Raw genomic sequence first — 20,561 nt, 5'->3', positions numbered from 1 at the left:
TGAAAAAGCCCACGTAGAAAGCATGCATCACGTCTCGCCCCGGCGCGCGCTGTCGCGCAGCGCCGGGGCGAGACGTGCGTCAATCCCGCTACACCACGGAGGAATCCAAGGTGACATCTCGCAGATCCCGAACCACCTCGACGATAGCCGCACTGTTCACGGCCGTCGCGCTGGGTGTGCCGGCGGCCGCGCAGGCCACCACCCCAGCCGGCGTCAGTACCACCATCCCCGCCAGCTCCAGTACCGCCGCCGCCACCGCGGCGGTGCCCGCCGTGACGCCGATCCCCGCTCCCGCCGCCTCGGTCGTGCTGCCGACCGGTGACCGGGTCACCGTCGGTACCGGCGTGAACGCCCCGCTCACCGTCGACCAGACGCCCGGCGGCTCGGACGCGTTCGCGACCGCCACTGTCGGCGGCGACCGCTACGTCATCCCTTCCGAGGCTGCTCCCTACGTGGGGCGCGCGCTGGACCTGTCGCTGTTCGACGTGACCAAGCTGGCCGCCGCCCCGGACCCGAGTGCCCACATCCCGGTACAGCTCACCTTCGCCGCGGGCGTCACCCCGACCGCGCCGGCCGGCGTCACCTTCACCGCGGTCAGCGGCCAGTCCGCGACCGGGTATCTGACCCCTGATTCAGGCCGGGCCTTCGCGCAAGCGCTGCGGGACGCGATCAAGGCGGACCTCGCCGCGGGCCACCAGGCCGGGACGGCGCCGGTCTTCGGCGGCCTGACATCGATGGCGGCCCTTGGTGCCACGACGCCGGTCCAGCCCTACTACCCCCTGCACATCCTGCAGTTGAACACCCTGGACAGCACCGGCGCGCCCTCGAACGCGCTGGTGATCCTGTTCAACACCGACAACTTCCGCACGTTCAACGCGGCGGTGTTCTCCCGGCAGGGCGTCATACGGGTCGCGGTCCCAGCCGGGAACTACTCCGCGATGAGCCTCGACTTCGTCGTCGACCCTGAGACCAAAACCACGAAGTTCATCCTTGTCACGCAAGATGGCATCACCGTGCCGGCGACCGGAGATGTCCCGCCGGCCACCGTCGACGATCGTACGGCGACCAGCCAGGTCACCTTCACCACGCAGAAGCCGTCGACCATGGCCGGCGGGTCATTCCGCATCCGCCGGCATGACTCGAACGGCGTCGCCACCGGGGCCGGATTCATTTATCTCGGCGGCGACCCCGCCGGGCCACCGACCACCTACGTCAGCCCTGAGGCCAAGCCCACGACCGGCACGCTGGACTATGACGTGAACTGGATCGGTGCCGGCCCCGCGACGGCGTCCAGTCCCTACCGGTACAACCTCGGGGTGATCGCGGATCACATCTCTGCGAACCAGGCCTACGCCCCGGCTGACAGCTCGCTGGCCACCCTGCGGCACAGCTTCGATCTCGACCCCGCGTACGGGACCAACACCCCGGCCCTGGACAGCACGTTCCTGACCCCCAGTGGTGCGCAGGACATGGCGCCGCTGCCGGTGCCGGGCGACTCGCTCACCGAATACGTCACCGGCGGGCTGCGCTGGTTCAGCAATATGAGCCTGCCCGCCGTCGCCGGCCAGGCTTCCGCGGCGCCGACGATCCTCGAGGACGACCCGGTCCTGTACAACGCCGGCCAGACCGCCTCGCGCACCTGGACCCACGCGCCGCAGGCCCCGAGCTTCGGCCGGCACCCCGCTGTGACGCAGAACCTGTACGGCTGCCAGGCATGTGTCGGCGCGGGGAACATGAACGTGACCCTCGGCATGCTCGGTGACAGCAACAAGGACACCACCGGCCTGGACTATGGCGCTTCCGGCACGGCGCAGCTGTACTGGAACGGCCAGCTGGTCTCCTCCGACACCGACCAGCTCGGATACCTGCTGAAGAACATCGCCGCGGGCCCGGCGACCGTGCGGACGGTGTTCGACTACGACCGCAGCGCCACCGGCATCACGCAGTCCACGAAGATTCACACCGACGTCACCATCCCCTACTCCGGCCAGGACGAGCCGGGGATGAAGCTGCCGTCCGGCACCTCCTGCCTCCCGGCGTCAACGGCGGGCACGCCGAGCGCGCCCTGCCAGATCCTGCCGGCGCTGACCCTGAACTACCAGCTCAAGGCCCTGACAAACACGAACACGTCGCACTCGCCGACACAGAACCTGGTGCTGCACGTCGGCCACCTGTCCTACGGCGGCGTCGGTTCACAGGCGCGCATCGCCTCCGCGCAGGTGTCAGTGTCCTTTGACAACGGCGCCACCTGGCAGGACGTCCAGACCCACGGCGACAACGGCACCTACGCCGCGCACTGGGCGAACCCGGCCCCCGGCAGTCCGGTCCAGCTGAAGGTCACCGCCACCGACTGCCTCGGCGGCTCGATCACCCAGACCATCACCAACCCCTACACCGTCGGGGTGACGTCATGAGGAGTCTGATGAACCTGACCAACCCCGCAGGACGGATACCGGGCGCCCGGCGCAGCCTGCGTCTGACGACCGTGTTCGCCGCCGCCTCGTTGCTGACGGCCGCTATGACCGTCACAGCGGCGACTGGTGCTGACGCCGGCACCGGCACGGGCACCGGCACCAGCGCGTCCCCGAACCACGGCCACCGGTCGGGCAACGTCACGAACGTCTGCGGGCATGCCTCGCCCGGCCAGGCCCGCTGCTTCGCCGAGGCGCGCACCGACGTGCACGGTGGCACCGGCGTGCGGGGTCCGGCGGCCAAGCGTTTCGGCGCCGCCGCGACCGCGCTCCCGGCCGGCCTCGGCCCGGCGGACCTGCACTCCGCTTACAACCTGCCGACCACCGGCGGGGCGAATCAGACGGTGGCGATCGTGGACGCCGGCGACGACCCGAACGCCGAGGCCGACCTGGCCGTCTACCGCACCACCTACGGCCTGCCGGACTGCACCACGGCCAACGGCTGCTTCAAGAAGGTCAACGAGCACGGGGCGGCCACCCCGCTGCCGGCCGACCAGGGCTGGGCCGTGGAGATCGCACTCGACCTGGACATGGTGTCGGCGGCCTGCCCGCAGTGCCACGTCCTGCTCGTCGAGGGCGACACCCCCTCGACCGACGACCTGGGCGCCTCGGTGAACGAGGCCGTCGCACTCGGCGCCACAGAGGTGTCCAACAGCTACGGCGCGACCGAGACCAACGGCATCGCCGACTACGCCGCGGACTACACCCACCCCGGCGTCGCGATCGTCGCCTCCAGCGGCGACGGCGGCTACGGCATCGCCTCCGCCCCGGCGGTATTCACCAGCGTGGTCTCGGTCGGCGGCACCTCGCTGACCAAGGCCGCCAACACCCGCGGCTGGTCGGAGACGGCGTGGCGGAACGCCGGCGCCGGCTGCTCGGCCTGGATCGACAAGCCGGCCTGGCAGACCGACCCCAACTGCCCCGGCCGGATGGTCGCCGACGTGGCAGCCGACGCCGACCCCGACACCGGCCCGGCCGTGTACCTCACGGACTCCTACGGCCTGCCGCCTGGCGTCCAGACCGGCTGGACCATCATCGGCGGCACCAGCGCCTCCTCGCCCTTCATCGCCGGCGTGATCGGGCTGGCCGGCAACCCACAGAAGTTCCCGAACGCCTCCGCCTTCTACACCGACCACAGCACCCTGAACGACGTGGTCGGCGGCAACGACATCGTCAGCCTCGACTGCGGCGGCGACTACCAGTGCGACGCCGTCACCGGCTACGACGGCCCCACCGGCTGGGGCACGCCGAACGGGTTGTCCGCGTTCTGACGTAGAGCGAGGTAGAGCACTGAGTTTCCGGTGGTCCGCTCCCCGGGAGCGGACCACCTTTGACGTGGCCCGTCACCGCGATCGTCATTCGCCCTTCGCGCGCAGTTCCCACGGCTGCATCCCGAGGACATGCGCGATGTTCCCCCGCATCACGACGGCGGACGGCAGCGGCCAACTCCGCACGGAACACCGCGCTGAGCATGTTCACCGCTGACTTCGTGGCCACGTAAGCGCCGTCGCCGGCGAGGACCATCCGGGCGCTGCCCGAGCTGATGTTCACGATCCGGCCGAAACGCTGCTCGCGCATGGCCGGCAGCACGGCCTGGGTCACGGCCACGAGGCTGACCACATTGGCGTCGAGGATCTCGCGGAATTTTCTGCCGGATCGACGTCGGCCAGCGGCGTGTGCAGGCTGACGCCGACGTTGTTGACCAGCCCGTCGATCCGCTAATCCGGTCCAGGGTGGCCTTGACCAGGCCTTGCAGCTGCGCCGGGTCGGTCACGTCGGTCGGCACGGCCAGAGCGCCGTCGAGTTCCGCGCTGAGCGCGGCCAGCCGGTCCGCCCGGCGGGCGGCCAGCACCGGCCGCGCGCCACCATCGAGCAGATAGCCGCCCGCGCCGGCGTCTCCCGCCCGGCCGTCTTCGGCGTCGGCAACAAAGCCCAGTTGTTCGCGCCCGCCCGTCAGCGGGCGACCGCCGGGGGTCGGCTCACCGCCAACGACGAAGGGTTCCAGCGACTGCTGGCGATTCCCGACGCACACCGGCTGCTGGTGGAGTTCGCCGCCTTCACCGCGGCCATCTCGCAACGGCTCGGACCACTGCGACTCATCCTCGAACAGGTCGCCGGACCGACCCCGAACTGGCGCGACTACTGGAATCAAGCCAGCAGGAACTGCTGGCTTGCGCCCGAGGCATCGTAGACGCGGTCGCCTCGACCGGATCACCGCGGCCGGACATCACGCGTGAGGCGGCCGCCGACATGTTGTGGCTCCAGATCCAGCCCACGAACTACCGGCGCCTGGTAGAAGAGCGCGGCTGGAACCACAACGAGTTCGAGCGCTGGCACGCCTCGACTATGATCGCCGCTTTGGTGGAGCCGTGTACGGTTCGATAGCCCGATCTCCCGGCTCGAAGAAGGACTGCCCTGAGCCGGGAACAGGTCGAAGTTGCGCATCAGCGGCGAGAAGATTGCCGCCCAGCTGTCGGCCGACGCTGCCGGTGTGCCGCGGGTCGGTAACCATCACAGCCCCGGACACGTGCGACGCCCGTCGCGCCGGCTCTCAAGTCAGTTGTTCGGCACGACGGGCCAGACCGGCTGTCATCGAGCCGAAGCCGCGCCTGAAGGCCGAGCCGAGCATTCCGCCGACGACCGGATGCAGCCAGCCGTCGAGCTCGAAATACGAACCATAACGGCAGCGCCCGGCATCGAGTGGGGTCACCGTGTGCGAGCGCACGCTGCGCAGGGCGCCCAGGGGCGCCGGATTCATCGTGTGGCTGAACTCCACGCCCGGCGTGTGCGAGCGGATCACCTCGCGCTGCCTTGTCTCGCGCCTTCCCATCAGGCGCTCCCGCATGGCGATCGGTGACCCCGGTTCGAGAGTGGTGCTGCATTCGAGGCAGAACGAATTCCATTCGCCGTACCGCTCGAAGTCGGTGAGCACCTGCCACACCACCTCGGCGGGCGCGTCGATATCCACACTGTCGTCAATCACGAAAGCCATGCCGGTTCCTCAACGTGTCTACTGCTGCGAGCAATGGAGCCGAATCCTCCCTCGTGGTCAGCCGGAGTCCTTGAGCCGGCCCCGGATGCCGCGAAGAGGCGTGTGCGTCATCGAATACTAGGAACGCCGTACACTCGCGGGCGAGCACATCGGTGCCAGATCCACAGCACATCCGTGCCACGCGGTGCGGGCACCAGGATTCGAATGCGGGCAGCAGGTGAGCGCAGGGTACGACGATCCGTCCGGCGGGCCGCGCCGCAGGTACCTCCTCGACGTCACGATCCCGGGCCCGATGCTGGCCGAGGCCGACGCGTCCGGGGCCGGCGGTTCTCCGGGCGCCGATGGGATCCCGCTGCCGCCGTGCAGGCCGGTCGGGACCGACGATTACCGTGCCCGTATCGCTCACTCCAAGGTCGACGACGCGATCATCGAGGAACTGTTCAGCGACGCGCTGGCGGGCGGGACAGGCGGCGCCTACGACCACCACACGGACCGGATCGTGCTGCACGTGGTGCTGCGTGGTCAGTGGCTGTTCGAGCGTCCGGACCAGCAGAGCGCGGCGGCCGGGGTGGCCGTGCCCGCCGGCCGGTTCGCCATGCGGAACAACGACCGCTCATGGCGTTTCGAGATCGGGCCGCGCACCACCGCGAAGGTCTTCGTCCTGCCGGCCGCGGACCTGCGGCCGCACATCGGTTCGCGCGTGGTGACGGGAGCGGCCGACGCGGCCGAGGTACGCCTGCTCATGGCCCACGCGCGCATGATCGAGGCGACGCTGGACGACCTGAGCCCGGCAGGGCTCCAGACCGCCCGCGCCGCCCTGGTCGAGCTGGCCAAGGGCGTCCTGGCCCGCGGCGTCGACGGAGACGAGCCGCTGCTGGCCCCCGCCTTGGCCCAGGCCGCCAAAGACCTCGTCGACGATCTCCTCACCCGCCCCGACCTCGCACCCGCGGTCCTGGCCCGGAACCTCAACGTCTCGGTCCGTACCCTGCACCGTGCCTTCGCCGACACCGACGAGTCGGTCACCGCGTACATCCGCCGCAGACGCCTGGAACGCGCCCGCCTCGACCTGGCCACCGGCGGCTCGCCCAGCGTCTCCGAGATCGCCGCCCGTTGGCAGTTCACCGACGCCAGCCACCTCGCCCGCGTCTTCAAGGCTCGATACGGGCAGACTCCAACCCAGTTCGCCCGCTCAACCCGGCTCTCCCACGCCGAAGCAGACGAGCACAAAGACTATTGAGCTCTCGAAGTGTGAGCTCTCGGAGTGCCCAAGAACCGCTCATCGTCCGCGTTTGACCCGCCGGGGCATGATCCTGCTGCGCCGTCGCTGTGGCCCGAGTTCGCGCGGGTGCAGTACGGCCGCTCGGATCCGGCCAACCGACTGGCTGTTCGCGTGCCTGATAATCCCGGATGCAGCGATCATGGTCAGCCGGGCGGCGCGCAGCGTCACGGTGAAAGAGACGCGGTCCGGGTCGATCCCGGCGTCCTGGGCAGGGCCAGTGGCGACGATTCGCGCGTGTAGTGGTCGTAAACTCGGCTACTGGGGTCGACCTGCCGGTTCGCCTTAGTCAGGATCGGTGTTCGTGGTTGTTTCACTGCTGTATCGATTGCTGGTGACGGTGGTGTCCTGGCTGGCGCTGGCGACTCGCTCTTCGGCGTCGAAGGACGTGGAGATACACTCGTATTGCGGCAGGAGGTGGCGGCCCTGCGCCGGGTGAACCCGTGTCCGGAACTCGGCTGGCCGGACCGGGCCGTGCTCGCGGCGCTGGCCCGGATCCTTCCGAAGCGATTGCGGGCGCACCGCATCGTCACGCCTGGCACGTTGCTTCGCTGGCACAAGCGCCTCGTGACCAAGAAGTGGACCCAGCCCAACGCCCGGGCCGCCCACCGATCGGCCAGGAGCTGGTGGACCTGATCGTGCGGCTGGCTGCCGAGAACCGCCGGTGGGGCGTGGTCCGGATCCAAGGCGAGCTGCGCCGGCTCGGGCACCGGGTCGCCGCCTCCACGATCCGCAAGATCCTGCGCGCGCACCGCATCCCACCGCACAATGCCCGTGACGACTCCTGGCGCACGTTCCTGCGCGCCCACACCAACACCCTGCTCGCCACAGACTTTCTCCACGTCGACTGCGCCGTCACGCTCACTCGGCTCTACGTCGCGTTCATCGAACACGGCACCCGCCGGATCCATCTGCTCGGCGCCACCCATTATCCCACCGCGGCCTGGGCCACCCAGCTCGCCCGCGAACTCGCCGCCGACCTGGAGCAGACCGGCGCCCGGTTCACCCACCTGATCCGCGACCGGGACGCGAAGTACACCGCCGCCTTCGACGCCGTGTTCGCCTCGATCGCCGTCGACATCGTGAAGACCGCGCCGCAGACACCGCGGATGAACGCGTTCGCCGAACACTTCGTGCCGACCGTACGGGCCGAGTGCACCGACCGGATGCTCATCGCCGGCGACCGCCACCTGCGCGTCGTGCTGGATCAGTTCGTCGCTCACTACAACACCGGCCGCTCCCACCAAGGCCACGGCATGGTGCTGCGCGCCCCGGACGACGATCCGAACGTGATCCCGTTCCCCGCACCCATCGACCGGATCCGACGCCGAACCGTCCTCAGCGGACTGATCCACGAGTATGAACAAGCCGCATGAAAGACCAGATCAAAGCCTGCGGCCGAGTTATTGAACCCCACAGGCATCCCGACCCGGCCCACGGGGCCTAGTCGGCGCCTCCTCGCCGCGGCGCTCAGGTCGATCAATGGATCTCCCCGAGCCATGCCTGACGCGCGAATAGATCCAGCTCACGACGGTGCGAGTCGCACTCAGGCAGTACGTCGCGAAGCGTCGACCAGAACGCTTTCCCGTGATGCGACACCAGCGCATGGGTGAGTTCGTGAGTGAGCACGTATGCGACCAGTGGGTCGGGAAGTTGAAATGCGGCCCAGTGGAGCGTGACCGCCCCCGTCGTTCTGCTAAATGATCCCCACCGTCCCCCGAGGTCTCTGACGGAGATTGGAGGCTCCTCGATTCCCAGCCTTCCAGCCCAGGGACGGAAGCCTTCGAGCAGCCACTCACGACCGACCGCACGATACATGGCCTTGAGAGCATCTCTGGCTTTCGCTTGGTCTGCCGCCAGTTCACGGGGCATTTCGATTGTCGTGCCGGTCAAGGTCACGGATGAGCGATGACGGGTGTCGTCGACGAGTTGGAGCATGCGGTTCCGGCCAAGGACGAGAAAGCCCTCTCCGTCAAGGAGTTGCTTGGCCGGCTTCAACAGTGCCAGCCGAGCACGATCGCTCTGCTTCCGCGCGATCCAGTCGCCGTGGCTGTCCAGGAACCGGCGAGCTTCCTCGTGGTCATGGACGGCTGGGAGATGGAGTACAGGCGTGCCGTCGTGCTCGACGCTCAGCGCCATTCTGCGCCGGGCCCCGATGCGAACTTGCACGTGCTGGCCTTGGACGCGGAACGTGAGGGTATCGCATTCCGCAGAGCAGACGATGGCGCTGGTCATGTAGCCGATTGTCCACCCATGCGTGCGCTGCGGGCCCGGAACTGGTCTGCGTTCTCACGGCCGAACTTCGACAGGCGTTCGATCGCCTGCTTGTAGTCCGCCAGCTTGAAGCCGGGTCCGTGTAGCTGGCGCCATGGCATGAGCAGCCCGCTGTACAACTCGTGTGCGCTGTCGTCGATGTCAGCGTGCGACCCGCGGTAGGCGACCGAACCGATCTCGGTAGCGAGAACATCACAGGCCAAGATCGCCATCTCGCGGAGCGCCTCGAACCACTCTCCGTCAGGATGGGCGGCGGCGGGCATCGCGTCCTTCGAGAGATTCTGCTCCATGATCCGATAGGCGGCCTGCTCCAGCGCAGTCATGCCGGGCAGGTCTGGGTCTTGGCCCTGCATCGCCTCCTCGATGAGCGGCTTGATCGCCGCGATCTGCTCGTCCCAACGGCCGTCAAGCTCACGCAAGATTGCCTCCAGGCGGTCCGAGATCCGCTGGAACCGGAACTCGTCAGCGGACCGGACACGGTCCTCCAGGTGGAAGCGGAGGGCGCTGGCCATCTCGGAGGCCACGCTCTGCGGATCGCCAGCGGCCGCAGCCCGCTCTGAGAACCCGAGGGTGGAGATCGACACTGGCGGAATCACCTGGTTGATCTCTGGCAGCTCCAAGTGGTCAGCGATGAGAGCTCTGACGCGACGTCCGTAGCGGCGCAGGTCGAAGTCACCGCGCAGCCCGTCACGGTAGCGGCGCCGAAGGCGCTTCTGGAGCAGGGCGAACTGCTTCGCGTCGTCGACGTAGGCCAACGCCTCGGGGCGTGGCAGCAGGTTCTCCAGGCGAGTGGCGAACTCGTGCACAAGGTCGTCGAAGTCGAGGCGGTCACGAGGCTGGGACAGTCTCAAGACCGCCACGAGCAGACCGCCGGGGCTGTCGAGGGACGTTATACCCCGCGTCTCCAGGAACAGCTGGAGAGCGCGGTGCCATGCCGCGAGTTCGTCCGCCTCCGAGATGAAGTCATGGATCAGATTCTCCCTCAGATCCTGCGCGTCCTCGTCTTCATAGGATTCCATTGCCGACCGCAACTCGTCGAAAAGCCCGACGTAGTCGACGACGTAACCGGCGGTCTTGCCAGCCGCGGGCCGGTTGACTCGGGCAATCGCCTGGAGTAGTTCCGCCTCGCGCATGGTGCGGTCGATATAGAGAACCTGCTCGATCGGTGCGTCGAATCCGGTAAGCAGCATCGACTTGACGATCAGGAATGCGATCGGCGGCTGCTGGGTTGGCTGCGTAGGTCGGGCGGTCTGGCTCCATGGACCGGTGCCGCTCGCCGGAACGCTGTCGCTTGTGCTCGTCGTCCTTGAACTACCCGACCAAGGGGTGCCGACCGGGTACTGCGGAAGGGGCTCAAGAAACCGATCTACGTGCTCCTGCTGCCGCTTGGGGTCGATCCAGTCGCGCCACGATGTCTCCTTGCGGCTGTCTCCTGAGATCACGGGGACGAAGTCCATAGTCTGAAGGATCGGCAGGAACCGGTGAGCTGTTCTGTGGAAGCGATCTTCCGGATCAAGATCGGCGTCGGGAACGCCGTCGACCGTTGCCGGATCGAAGTCGGACAGCTCAGCGATCAGCTGGTCGCGGGCCTCGTTGAGTGCCCGCCGATAGCTCACTGCGGCTGCGCGGCTGGCCACAGCGACCTGGGCCTTGAACGCGCCCTGTAGCGCGGTCGCCACATAGTGCCGGAGCATGTCCCTCGCCTTGGCACGGATCAGCGGTGATGACTCAGTGACGTCCGTCGTCGTCGGCCACATCGACATCCGACTGCCGCGGTCGCTGTCAGTCGGTTGTTCGTGCACCATCGCGACATGCTTGGCGTCCAACTCGGCCCGGTCGACGATGTTGGCCGGACCCGTTCGCCCCTCATACAGGATTCGAACGGTGGCGCCGTCCCGCTCGGATTCCTCGATCCGATAACGGTCGAGATAGGGGCCGAAGATGTCTACCGTCGTCTTGGTCCGCGAACGGACGATGGGAGTGCCGGTGAAGCCGATCCGTGCCGCGTTCGGCACTGCCGCGGTGAGGAAAGCGTGCAGCGCCGCGGTGTGCGACCGGTGAGCCTCGTCGACGATGACCAGGATGTCGGCTGAGTCGCTGTGAACGAGGCCGTTGTCTGTTGCCTGAAGGGCTGGAGTTTCCTCCTCGAGAGGATCGGGCTCGGGATCCTCGCTCAGGAGATCCTCGTCCTCATTGGCCGGCGCTGCATCGCCGCTGAACCGGAAACCGGACCCCTTCTTGCCGTACTTCTGGATCATCGCGAACACGACGCGTGATTGCTGCTGAGCGACGAGCGCCTGCACTTGAGCTCCGGTGTCAGCGGTGACAACATCATCGCCGCTGAACCGCAGCGTGCGTGAGAGCTGACGCTGAAGGTCCTTGCGATCGGTGACGACGAGCACGGTGAACCGTTGCAGGTCGCTGTCCGACCGCATGACCCGAACCAGGAAGGTCATGGTCAGGCTCTTACCGGAGCCTTGGGTATGGAAGACCACGCCGCCTCGGCCGTCAGCGTCGTCTTTTGTTGCCGGAGGGGATCCTGTTCGCAACCGCTCGACGGTACTGACAACGGCTCGATACTGCTGGTGCCGGCACACGATCTTGATGATCTTGCCGCCGTCGACCGCTGTGTTGACGGGCATGAACAACACGAAGTGCCGGACGATGTCCAGCAGCCGGGCTGGCCGCAGGACGACGCCGACCAGCTTCTCCTGTTCCGTCAGTTCATCGAGCGCCCGATCACCGTCCTGCAGTCCCGCAGCGCGGAGCTCGCTACGGAGCGTTTCCTCGGACTCAGGGAGGATGGACCTCCACGGCGCGAAGTGACCTTCGTCGCTGGTGATCGTGCCGAGCTTGGCCTGCTCCCCGCAGGTCGCGACCAGCAGTTGAACCGTGTGGAACAGCTGACCTACGCCTACCAGCCGATCCTTGGTGTCCGGATCGAACCCTTCCGGCGGAGGAAGCGGGACGCCGGCGTAGGCGCGAAGGTCGCGAATCGCCGTGTTGACGGCGTCGAAGGTGTCCGGGCTCTTGCACTCTACGACGACGAGAGGGATGCCGTTGACGAACAGCACCAGGTCCAGCACCGCGAACTCGCCCGTCGATCGCCGGATACGCACCTGGTCGGAGACGATGAACTCGTTGAGGGCGAGACGGTCGGCGTTGAAATCGATGAACGAGACCGTCGCCCGGACCCCGCCGTGAATGGTGGCGTCACCGGGCACGGTGATCCCGCCGAGTAGCCGCGCCGTCGCGGTCTGGTTCGCTTCGAGCAGCGCGCCCGCCTGTATCTCCCCAAGGTCGCGAATCGCCATCTCGATCCGCTCGTCGTCAAGCCACGCGACCCCATTGTGGGTGTTGATCCGGCGCAGTGCCGCATCAACTCGACGCTTCAGCAGAACATCGGCGAGTGAGTCCCGATCCAGCTCGGGGCCGGGTATGTGCTGCCAGCCCATTGCCTTGAGCTGTTCGATGAACGGCACTTCTACCTCGTCGCGCTCGACCCGCACGGCACCTCCCCCTCGAGACTCAGGCTCCGATTATGGCTGGTTCCTTGATCGAGTGCATGCTCAGGGGGTGAGGCAAGAGCACATCGAGGAGCGCCTTCCTGAGCTCGGCGAGCCGATGGATTTCCGCTCGCAACGCAGCAACCTTCATGCTTGGCGCCCCCAACAGGTCGACAACGTGTTGCTGAACCTCCGGCGTTGGAACGGGGATCATGAGATTTGACACAATCGAGGACGTGATCTTCAAGATCCCTGAAGTCCCTCGCGCCTCAGTCAGAATCTGAGCCCGGACGGTGGGTGCGCGTAGAACTTCCTCGGCGTAGGCCGGATTCAAATTGCTACGTAGGCGAAGGCGCATCATGAGGTCAGGGTAAATACAAGGGCCCCCGACGTCACGATAGCGCCCTACGAGACCAACGAGAGCGCGTGAGCCATTGGCGCGACTAATAAGAAGGTCGTTCTCACGCAGTAACTCGGGCCGCTGCGCGATACTCGTCGGAGCATTCTTAACGTGTGCGGGAGAAAAACCCGACGGTGTCAGGCACCCGAGGCCTAAGACGTAATTGCCCGTGCGACTCGGCACCTCCCGCGGCGAGTACCCGCTCTGGGGCGCAACAAGCAAGTTGTCAGCTAGGCGGGAGTCGTGCGGAAGGCGTGCAACCTGGGAGTTGACGATTGCCTGCCTAAGCTGCTCAGTTTTGTGAAGTTCGGCCGCAGCGAGAGCCGCTGAGCTGTCTAAGACTTCGAGCCTCGCAACGACGTCTCGTTGCTTGGGAAGCGGAATCCATGGGAACTGCATGCTAGCGAAGCGATCTGCGCCGAGATGAGCGATGCTCGTGCCTCGTGCTACGCGCGCGAACTCACCCGTTCGCCGCCATTGCTTGAAGATCTCCTGGGCGTACGCACCATCGAGCTCGGGCCCAGGGCGGAACCGGATGAGCGTGTTCTGAAAGTAATGCTCCATCCCAGGGTCTTCGTACAGCGCGCTGCTCCCCAGGAGCGCGATGCTGCCCTGACCCTCGTTCAGGAGGATGTCGCCGGGCTTGAGCCCTAAGACCTCCCTCTCCGCTGGCGAGAAGTGCATCGACTTGACGTCGCTGTAGTCAATTCTGTCCTCGAAGACGTTGGCCACGCGGAGGTACGGGCTTTGGTCGGCACGACTTGTAGCAAGCGGCGACAGCTGCTTGCCCATCCGGACGTCTCCAAGGTCCCCTACCCTGATCCAAGTTGGCTTGGGCCTACCAGACAAAGCCAAGCTCCTTCAGCATCGCTTCCAGGTTGCTGTTGGCTTCCTCTCGGCGTTGCTGGATGACGCGCAGTGGGACCGCGTACTTCGACTCCCAATTCACGTACGCGTCAATCAGCTCTTGACGTGCGGTGTCGACGTGCTTGTCGGCCGCCGCTGCGAGGGCTCCGCGAAGAATGCCGAGGACGAGGATCCGCTCATCGTCTGCGTCGAGTGCCTCCCGGGCCTGAGTCAGCCGTGGCCAGAAGTCGTCCTCTAGGACCCGAATCCGTCGGTTCGCCGCGGTACGCGCCTTCTTAAGTGCGTCAAGCTCCTTCTGGCTCAAGGCCACGCCGTCTCTGTCACCTTCGTCTTCCCCCTCGCTGTCCTCAAGGCCGCCGTTGGCGGCCTTCCACTGTGCATCGAGGTCAGCCTTGTGCTCCAGCGCTTCGGCAAACTCGGCGCGGAACTTCGGGATGAGCGCGGTGACCAGCGGAAGGTCGTAGGCTAGCCGCCGCTCGGCAGCGGACTTCTTCTCAGGCTTGCCCGTCTTCGGATCCGGTTCGGGCGAGATCACGGTATCGACCGCGTCCCTCCAACTGTCGACGACGCGCGTGAATCCGCCAAACGGCAAGGCGGCGAGGTCGTGCCGCGCGTCCTGCCACCAGCCGGCGAGGGTGCCAGCGAGCGTGTAGGTGTCGAGCAGTCCGTTGCCTTCGAGGCTAGAGGCGAAGGACCCTAGCAAATGCGCCCGGAGGTCGAGGAGTTTTACTCGTGCTGCCGCGAGTGCGTCCGGCGTTAGATCGTCGGGTGATGTGTTGTCCGCCAACTCGGCAATGCGGTCTTCCTCCGCGCGCCACCACTGAGTGAACGCGTCGCGGAAGATCTGCTCGCGTGCGGCGGCAAGCCGGGCTACAACCCCGGTGTCGACCCGGTCGTCGCCGTCTCGAAAGTCCAGGTAGTGGGCGTCGCGTTCCGCGAACAGATCGGTCGCGACGAGCCCATAGCGATCCAGTAAGGCGGATCGGGCGGCGACCTCCGAGCGGGGAACACCGCCGATCAGATGCGCCGAGATGTCGTGGGGCTCAGGGGGCGGGGTGTTGTCCGCGTACAGACGGACGTTGAGGTCGTCATTATTACGTGCGAGCGTTTCGCGATCGACGACCTTCGCGTAGCCGGGAACGTTCTCGAAGGCATGGTAGGTCGAGACGATCTTGTTGATGTGTTCGGGTAGCAGGGCGTTTTTGACGCCGTCTGTTTGGTAGTCGGCGTCGGCGTTGATGAACAGCACTTTGCCGCGGCGCTTCTCGTCGTCGGCTCGCGCATCCTCGGCGCGAAGCACTATGACGCAGGCCGGGATCCCGGTGCCGTAGAAGACGTTCGAAGGCAGGCCGATCACGGCTTCGAGGCGGTCGGCGTCCAGCAACTTCGTGCGGATCTTGACTTCCTCGCGTCCACGGAACAACACGCCGAGCGGCATGACTGTGACCACCATGCCGCCACGGTCGAGTACGGCCAGCATGTGCTGGAGGAACATCAAGTCCGCCTTGTCCTTCTCTGGAGCGGTCCCGAACTCCTTCTGCTCCCAGAACTGGAGGTCGTCCATGACGTAGTCCTGCGAGAACGGCGGGTTGGACAGGACGATGTCGAACTTCGCCAGCCGACCGCCGGCCAGGTGCTTGGGATCGGCCAGCGTGTCACCGATCCGCAGGTCGAATCGGTCTACCCCATGCAGGACGAGGTTCATTGTCGCCATGGCCCAGGAGCCGGGGTTGGCGTCCTGCCCGGCAAGCAGCAGGCCTTCGGGATTCCCGCCGTGCTCCTCCACGTACTCCTTGGCGTGGATGAGCATGCCGCCCGAGCCGACACAAGGGTCGAAGATGCGGTGGCCCTCGCGGGGCCGTGCGATCTCGACCATCATGCGGGTCACCGAGCGCGGCGTGTAGAACTCGCCGCCCTTGCCGCCGCCCTCGTCGGCGAACTTCTTGATGAGGTACTCGTATGCCGCGCCGAGCAGGTCGGGGGACTCGAAGTCCTCGTTGCGTAGGCGGATCCGGTCGAACAGGAGGACGAGCCGGTGGAGCTTGTCGTCGTTGGCGCCCCGGTGGAAGTCGACGTAGTTGAAAGCGCCGGTCAGGCGGGGATTGTTTGTCGCAAGCGCTCGCACCGCCTTGTTGAGCTCGTCGGCCAGTTTCACCCGCTTAGCCCGGAGTCCTGCCCATCGCGCCTCGGGCGGGACGAACGCGACATACTTGGGGAAACCGAGCCGTTCGGTCAGCAGACCCTCGATCTCTTGCTCGTTCAGCCCCTCGGCCAGATATTGGACCTTGCGTGCCTCGACCGCCACGTCGAACTGGTCGTTGGCGCGCTTGAGGAACAGCAGCCCGAAGATCACGTCTTTGTAGACAGCAGCGTCCACGTTGCCGCGCAAGATGTCGGCTGCGGCCCACAGGTGACGTTCCAGTTGGGGCAACGTCATCTTCGCCACAGGGGTGCGCTCCTACCTCGATCGATACGGCCGTTCAACCTGCACAGTCTATTCAGTACGCGGTGATCCCGAGTTGCTCCACCAGATCCCACACGTTCGTGTAGGGATCACGCCGGCCGTGCGGAACGTGGTCGCCGTGCTGCGCAGCCAAGCGTTGAGCTCGCTCCTTCGCCACCTTGAACCTGCCGATGACCTGCTCGGGATGCAGGTACTTCGGGTCGCTGAAGGGATGTCCCTCAGCCTGGGCGCGCCTCCTGACCCGGTCGGTCGCATCGCCGCATACCCCGCCGAACGTGGAGCTGTACTCCTGGTAGTGCAGGAGCCGCCACAGCTCGAAGCAGGGGTGCGAAAACGCCACCTTGATGTCGGCCCGCAGCGCACGCCGAACGTTGGCGTCGGTGTCGTGCCTGCCGTCGTCGTCGAACACACACCAGACGATGGAGCGCATGTCCTTGTTGATACCGGCGCGTTCTTCGTCCTTGTTCAGGCGTGCCTTCAGAGCGATCGCGGCGTCAACGAGATCTCGCGGATGCCGGTTGCTGTTGCGAGCCGGCCCACGACCGCTTTCTTTGCGGTGGTCGTCGTGGATCTGTATGACGTATTGGGAGTCCTTGAACCCTTCGACGGTCTTCAGGAAGTCGAGGTACATCGGTTCGGTCAACGTGCCCTCGGTGAAGAACCACACGTCACGCTTGCGCCGGGGCTTTCCTGCCTGACGCCCAGGCGTCTCCTTCCCCCTTTGACGCCCCATCAGGCACGCTTCCGCAGGCCTTCGGCCTTACTTGCTCGAAGGCGCCGACCCACCTGACCCTGACTGATGCGCGGAACACCGCCGAATCGTCCGAGCAGGTAGGACCGCTCAAGGTCTTCGTTCGGGCCCGGGTCGGCGTCGCTGAGCGGATACAACTCTGTAGCCCCCTCCCGGTCCTTCACCGTGAGCCACACCTGATCCGGTCCCAGCAGCCGATGAGTGTCCCGATCGCCCAGCAAGGTGGCGTCATGCGAGGTGAACAGCAGCTGGGCGCCTGTGGTGTTGACCTCGGGGTCCGTGAACAGTCGAACGATCTCCGCAGCGAACCCGGGGTGCAGAGACGAATCCAATTCGTCGACCATCACAACGGCGCCGCTGTCCAGGGCCAGCAGGATCGGCCCTAACAGCGCGAACCACGATCGTGTCCCGAAGGATTCCTGTGACCAGTCGAACGGAATGTTTCCGTCCGCGCCGCGATGGAGGAGCCGGATGGTCGTACGACCGCCTTCATCAACCTCCGTCAGTACGTCGCTGATCCCGAGATCCGCCACCGCCAGGAGCTCCCGGATACGCTCACCGCGAGCCCCCTTCAACTCGCGCTCAGTGAAGGCTTCCCGATCGGCGCGGTCCACTTCCGGATCGATCATCCACAGGTTGTCGCGGAACCACGCGTAGAACGGGCTGAGCTGGGGGTGGTTGTCGGTGTATGCCACGGTGAGGAACAGCGCATCGCGGCGAGTTCGACGAGCCAGCGCATCCGTCACTGAACGTGGCCCTAGCCGGTTACCCTTGAAGTCGAACTTTCGTTCACGAGTGGCGTCCCGGTCGAACCAAACCTGCTTGCGCCCGGCGGGGTAGGCGTGGAGCCACTCGCCGGCGACATGGTCGTCAGCCAACTCGTAGCCGTAGGTGTAGCGGACGGCGTCCACGACGAAATCCACTTCGGCGAACGAGGTCTCTGCCTTGTGCTTCGCTTCCAGTTTGAATGGATCGCGGGGCACTCCCGCGTAGGTCGGCCACAGCGCATACGAATCCAGAACGGCCCTACGCATGTCAGAGAGTGCGGCCAGCAAGTTCGACTTCCCGGAAGCATTTGCGCCGAATACGCCGATTACCGGATGAACCATGAGGGCCGTTCCGGATGAGAGCTCAACGACCTGCGCGACGGAAGGAGCAGCTTGCGGATCCGCGACGAACGACAACTCCTGCTCATCACGAAACGATCGCGTATTTGCGACTCTGAACCTCAACAGCATGCCGACCTCCTCTCCGACGACAGGCTATCCATCCCCACCCTCGATCGGAACGAGGCGTCGCCCTGCTCTCTGCGTCCACGTCGTCATCAGGCTGAGCCGTACTCATTCTCACGGTGGGCGCGCACCTAACACTGGGAAACCTGGGGCTGGCTGTGCCGGTCATTGAATATCGGCGATTGTCAGCGCCGAGATGTGACTCAGCCGCGCTGCCGTCTCGTTGTACTGGTGGAGCCCAGGTCGTGGGTCTTGGCTAGCCAGGGGGATGTCTCGGATCGGGGGCGCAGGGTGATGCCGGCGTTGGATAGAGCTTTGCGGACTGTTCCGATGCCGACTCCGCACAGCATCGTGATGTGGAGCGTGGCCAGGCCGATCACCTGGTACAGCTCGCGCATCAGCTCGGCCGACAGGGGCAGCGGGGCCAAGGACTGGGTCGGCCCCGCCGGGGTCCACTGTCCGTCGGCGGGGATCAGCACGCCGTGGCGGTTCAGGCATCCGATGATCGCCGGGTCGGCGTAGAGGTCGTCGATCAGCGACCGGCGCGGGGCGTCCTCGGTGGTGTGCGGGAAGCCTCGGCGCCTGGTGGGGACGCCCGCCTCGTGCAGCGCCTTGCGGACCGTGGCGATCTCCACGCCCAAAGCCTCGGCGACCGCGAGCATGCTGGCCCCGTTCTTGTACAGCTCCGTCGCCCGCTGGCGCAGCTCGGCGTGGCTGTACGGGGTCTTGGCGGTGAACGCTCCCAGGCGTTTGACCAGTCCCGCCTTCTCCAGACGCTCACCGAGATAGCGCCTGGACACCCCGAGCTTTGCGGCGGCGTCCTTTAGGGTGAGCCCGTCCCCGACGTATACCTGCCGCAGTATTGCGTCGGTGATCGTGGCGTCGTGTTCGCGGTCCGATCGGACGGCAGAGGTCGGGCGCCGGGGGATCCCGGCGTGGGTCAGGGCCGCGTCCAGCGCGGTGACGGGGCATCCCAGCCGCCGGGCGATCTCCCGGACCGGCAGTCCCGCGTCGTACAGCCGGCGCAGTTTGGCCGTGTCCAGGCCGTCCGGCGGCGTGATTGCCCCGGCCGCGGCGAGCCACCGGTCGACCGTGCCTGTTGAAACCTGCCACCTTTTGGAAAGCGCGCGTACCGACACCTTCTCCTCCAGGTAGAGGCGCCGCAGTTCGGCTTCGGACACCGGGCGCCGGCGCCGGTTGCTGCGAATCGACACCCCGGCATTGTTGAGCACCTCGATGACAGGCTCGTAGCTGGTGTGGAGCCCGGTGCAGATCTGTTTCAGCGTCCGCTGCTGTTCCACGTACATGTCCAGCACCGTCGCCGGATCCGGGCCGGACTTCCGCTGCCGTACCGGAATCGGATGGAAACCGCCCTCGGCACCGGGCCGACCGGTTCCGGTCTCATTCGCCATGGCAACGCTCCCGTGGACAGCACTGTCAGCCCCCATAAAGGACGCATCGTACGAAAAGGCGTCGACACAGAGTGGGAGGCTCGACTGCCCTTCCGAAGCGCCGCTTCCACCTGCTGGTTTACTGTCCATGGTCTGTGATGCCCGGGTGTGGCGGCGAATCCTGTGACGCCCCAGTCCAGGCGGGCCTGCGCGTCGCGCCACGGAATGGCGGATGCGGTCGGTGTGGTGCGCGGCAGCCCGCCGCAGGGGCCCGGGCGGGGTGCTGCGTCGCACTCAGGCGTGTTCGGTGTGGCGGGAGGACCCACATTCGCCCTGTCCGTCCAGCGGGAGTTCGCACTCCTCTCCGCTGACGAGTAGGCGGGCGCACCGGGTGATGCGGACGTCGCCGAGCGGTTGGAGCGCATCGCCGAGGATGCGCGCGGCCTCCACGACCCGGTCCCGGGCGTCGGTGCCGTGTGGGGTGTCGCGTTCGGAGGCGGCGTAGGCATGCCGGGCGGTGGCGAATGCGCTGTAGGCCTGTTCGACGTCTGGGTCCAGGACGCAGAATGGTTCTGTGGCCTCGTCGAGTAGGGACAGGGTTCCGGGCCACAAGTCGGATTCCGGGGTGTCAGTCAGGAAGTCGACCAATTGGGCGGCAGTGCGGTGCTTGAGCCGGGTCGGCGCTACGGAAATGAGCGAATGCCAACATGACGTCGCTGGTCAGGGTACTGGTGTGATCGGGTTTGCGGGGTGCTCATCCTGTTCGTAGGCGGGTGTCTGCGGTCTAGATCGTCTGCCGCGGTCAGCGGTTGACTTCGAGGTTGGTCAGGACGAGCAGGGCGCGCAGCAGGTTCGTGGCCCGTGCCTGGTTGAGCCGGAGTCGGGTGAGGATGCGCCAGTTCTTGAGCGCGGCGAAGCCGTGCTCGACGGGGGCGCG

General features: G+C 66.4%; 16 protein-coding genes. 6 read left to right on the top strand and 10 right to left on the bottom strand.

The window, feature by feature from the left end; all coding sequences use genetic code 11:
- Positions 1-110: 110 nt before the first annotated feature.
- Together IZR01_RS15975 and IZR01_RS15970 are read left to right on the top strand one after the other, a co-directional pair.
- Positions 111-2,414, top strand: a complete 2,304-nt coding sequence (locus IZR01_RS15975) for a hypothetical protein (protein ID WP_194924315.1) — start codon at positions 111-113, stop codon at positions 2,412-2,414.
- Positions 2,411-3,742 (top strand): S53 family peptidase, encoded by a 1,332-nt coding sequence (locus IZR01_RS15970; RefSeq protein WP_228559591.1) that lies wholly within the window; start codon positions 2,411-2,413, stop codon positions 3,740-3,742. The genes IZR01_RS15975 and IZR01_RS15970 overlap by 4 nt, the downstream gene beginning before the upstream one ends.
- Here the strand turns inward: IZR01_RS15970 and IZR01_RS54240 are convergent.
- On the bottom strand, positions 3,684-4,073 hold the full coding sequence (locus IZR01_RS54240; protein WP_369125486.1) for an SDR family NAD(P)-dependent oxidoreductase: 390 nt from the start codon (positions 4,071-4,073) through the stop codon (positions 3,684-3,686). The two genes, IZR01_RS15970 and IZR01_RS54240, sit on opposite strands and share 59 nt — an antisense overlap.
- A gap of 148 nt (positions 4,074-4,221) precedes the next feature.
- On the opposite strand from IZR01_RS54240, the gene IZR01_RS15960 reads away from it, so the two are divergent.
- The gene (locus IZR01_RS15960) at positions 4,222-4,662 is read left to right on the top strand and encodes a hypothetical protein (RefSeq protein ID WP_194924313.1); all 441 of its coding nucleotides are present in this window, start codon (positions 4,222-4,224) and stop codon (positions 4,660-4,662) included.
- 360 nt (positions 4,663-5,022) lie between these two features.
- Here the strand turns inward: IZR01_RS15960 and IZR01_RS15955 are convergent, their stop codons facing one another.
- On the bottom strand, positions 5,023-5,463 hold the full coding sequence (locus tag IZR01_RS15955; RefSeq protein WP_194891166.1) for an SRPBCC domain-containing protein: 441 nt from the start codon (positions 5,461-5,463) through the stop codon (positions 5,023-5,025).
- A gap of 217 nt (positions 5,464-5,680) precedes the next feature.
- On the opposite strand from IZR01_RS15955, the gene IZR01_RS53275 reads away from it, so the two are divergent.
- The 3 genes from IZR01_RS53275 (at position 5,681) to IZR01_RS15945 (ending at position 8,115) form a co-directional block, all read left to right on the top strand.
- Positions 5,681-6,700 carry a helix-turn-helix domain-containing protein gene (locus tag IZR01_RS53275; RefSeq protein WP_194891167.1) on the top strand — a complete coding sequence of 340 codons (1,020 nt, stop codon included), beginning with the start codon at positions 5,681-5,683 and terminating at the stop codon, positions 6,698-6,700.
- Positions 6,701-7,144: 444 nt separating this feature from the next.
- Positions 7,145-7,375, top strand: a complete 231-nt coding sequence (locus tag IZR01_RS50580) for a hypothetical protein (protein WP_228553697.1) — start codon at positions 7,145-7,147, stop codon at positions 7,373-7,375.
- Complete coding sequence (locus IZR01_RS15945; RefSeq protein WP_323746045.1) at positions 7,366-8,115, top strand: integrase core domain-containing protein; 750 nt, start codon at positions 7,366-7,368, stop codon at positions 8,113-8,115. Before IZR01_RS50580 ends, IZR01_RS15945 begins: the two co-directional genes overlap by 10 nt.
- A gap of 103 nt (positions 8,116-8,218) precedes the next feature.
- Here the strand turns inward: IZR01_RS15945 and IZR01_RS15940 are convergent, their stop codons facing one another.
- The 8 genes from IZR01_RS15940 to IZR01_RS15905 form a co-directional block, all read right to left on the bottom strand.
- The gene (locus tag IZR01_RS15940; RefSeq protein WP_194891168.1) at positions 8,219-8,974 is read right to left on the bottom strand and encodes a M48 family metallopeptidase; all 756 of its coding nucleotides are present in this window, start codon (positions 8,972-8,974) and stop codon (positions 8,219-8,221) included.
- Positions 8,971-12,522, bottom strand: coding sequence for a type I restriction endonuclease subunit R (locus IZR01_RS15935; RefSeq protein WP_194891169.1), 3,552 nt, complete (start codon positions 12,520-12,522; stop codon positions 8,971-8,973). Before IZR01_RS15935 ends, IZR01_RS15940 begins: the two co-directional genes overlap by 4 nt.
- Positions 12,523-12,541: 19 nt before the next feature.
- Positions 12,542-13,711 (bottom strand): restriction endonuclease subunit S domain-containing protein, encoded by a 1,170-nt coding sequence (locus tag IZR01_RS15930; protein ID WP_194891170.1) that lies wholly within the window; start codon positions 13,709-13,711, stop codon positions 12,542-12,544.
- A gap of 46 nt (positions 13,712-13,757) precedes the next feature.
- On the bottom strand, positions 13,758-16,223 hold the full coding sequence (locus tag IZR01_RS15925; protein ID WP_228553717.1) for a type I restriction-modification system subunit M: 2,466 nt from the start codon (positions 16,221-16,223) through the stop codon (positions 13,758-13,760).
- 61 nt (positions 16,224-16,284) lie between these two features.
- The gene (locus tag IZR01_RS15920) at positions 16,285-16,983 is read right to left on the bottom strand and encodes an RloB family protein (protein WP_228553698.1); all 699 of its coding nucleotides are present in this window, start codon (positions 16,981-16,983) and stop codon (positions 16,285-16,287) included.
- A complete protein-coding gene (locus IZR01_RS15915) occupies positions 16,983-18,239 on the bottom strand; it encodes an AAA family ATPase (protein WP_194891173.1) in 1,257 nt (418 codons plus the stop codon). The genes IZR01_RS15920 and IZR01_RS15915 overlap by 1 nt, the downstream gene beginning before the upstream one ends.
- 197 nt (positions 18,240-18,436) lie before the next feature.
- Positions 18,437-19,645, bottom strand: a complete 1,209-nt coding sequence (locus IZR01_RS15910) for a hypothetical protein (RefSeq protein WP_194891174.1) — start codon at positions 19,643-19,645, stop codon at positions 18,437-18,439.
- Between the two features lie 273 nt (positions 19,646-19,918).
- On the bottom strand, positions 19,919-20,272 hold the full coding sequence (locus IZR01_RS15905) for a hypothetical protein (protein WP_194891175.1): 354 nt from the start codon (positions 20,270-20,272) through the stop codon (positions 19,919-19,921).
- Between the last annotated feature and the right edge of the window lie 289 nt (positions 20,273-20,561).

Origin of the sequence: Catenulispora pinisilvae (assembly GCF_015356865.1) — a bacterium.
Classification (GTDB): domain Bacteria; phylum Actinomycetota; class Actinomycetes; order Streptomycetales; family Catenulisporaceae; genus Catenulispora; species Catenulispora pinisilvae.
The sequence above is the reverse complement of the archived record's forward strand: the minus strand, read 5'-3'. Positions and strand labels throughout refer to the sequence as shown.